This window comes from Oleiphilus sp. HI0125, from assembly GCF_001635355.1.
Map to the genome: position 1 here is coordinate 1 of NZ_LWGF01001173.1, position 790 is coordinate 790.

The following is a 790-nucleotide window of genomic DNA, read 5'->3' on the forward strand; positions in this document are numbered from 1 at the left end:
AACATTGAACTTTTACTAGTATGAGTGAGCTTACGATGAGATAACAGTTTTGGCCTTGTCGTGAAGCTTGCATAATGGTTGCCTGACATACCAAAACATCCAGAGCCTAATCAAAAAATGATCAGGCTAGGCTTATTTTGTCGCCATGTAAGCACGCCAGCCGCCAAGCTGCGTAATTTCTTCGGCGCCTTCTAAACCGTAAGGTTCGCAAATGAATCCGCTAACAAACGAACCATCTGCCAGTTTGACCTTACCAATGCCTAAGGGCGCAGGTATTCCTGCAACAAAACTCCCAAACTGTTCAGAGGGCACAGTCCAAATCTCGACATCAATGGCAGCCCCTTTTTCTTCATCTAACACTAGGCCAGGTCTAAATGGAGGCCCACCAGCAAGTGCATACATTCGATATCCAGGTGCGGTTTGTGTTTTTAACTTCAGTACTGCCTTGCGCTCCTTCAACTGCCAGTTCAATGGCAAGCCCTCCAAATGCGCACCACATACAAGTACATCTACCGTCTGTGTTGTCGATACCTGTGCGGCTTCTGTGCGCTCGCGAGATAAATCTGAAGCGCCGAGTGGAAGATCAAACAATGTCTCAAAGCGTTTAGCGATGGACAGCAATGCACGATCAGCAAAGGCAGGGCCCACTAAAGTCACGCCAAAAGGTAAACCTTGATCCGTGAAGGCTGTTGGAATGGCTAAGCCACTCATGTCTAGCAAGTTCATATAGTTGGTGTAATGTCCCAACTGACTGTTACGCAAAACAGGCTCTTCAAGTAGCTCATCAACT

1 pseudogene is annotated in these 790 nt (G+C 47.1%); it reads right to left on the reverse strand.

Going from position 1 to position 790, the window contains the following annotated elements:
* Window positions 1–132: 132 nt before the first annotated feature.
* Window positions 133–790 (reverse strand): annotated as a pseudogene (locus A3762_RS20375) (amidase family protein); the annotation flags it as partial.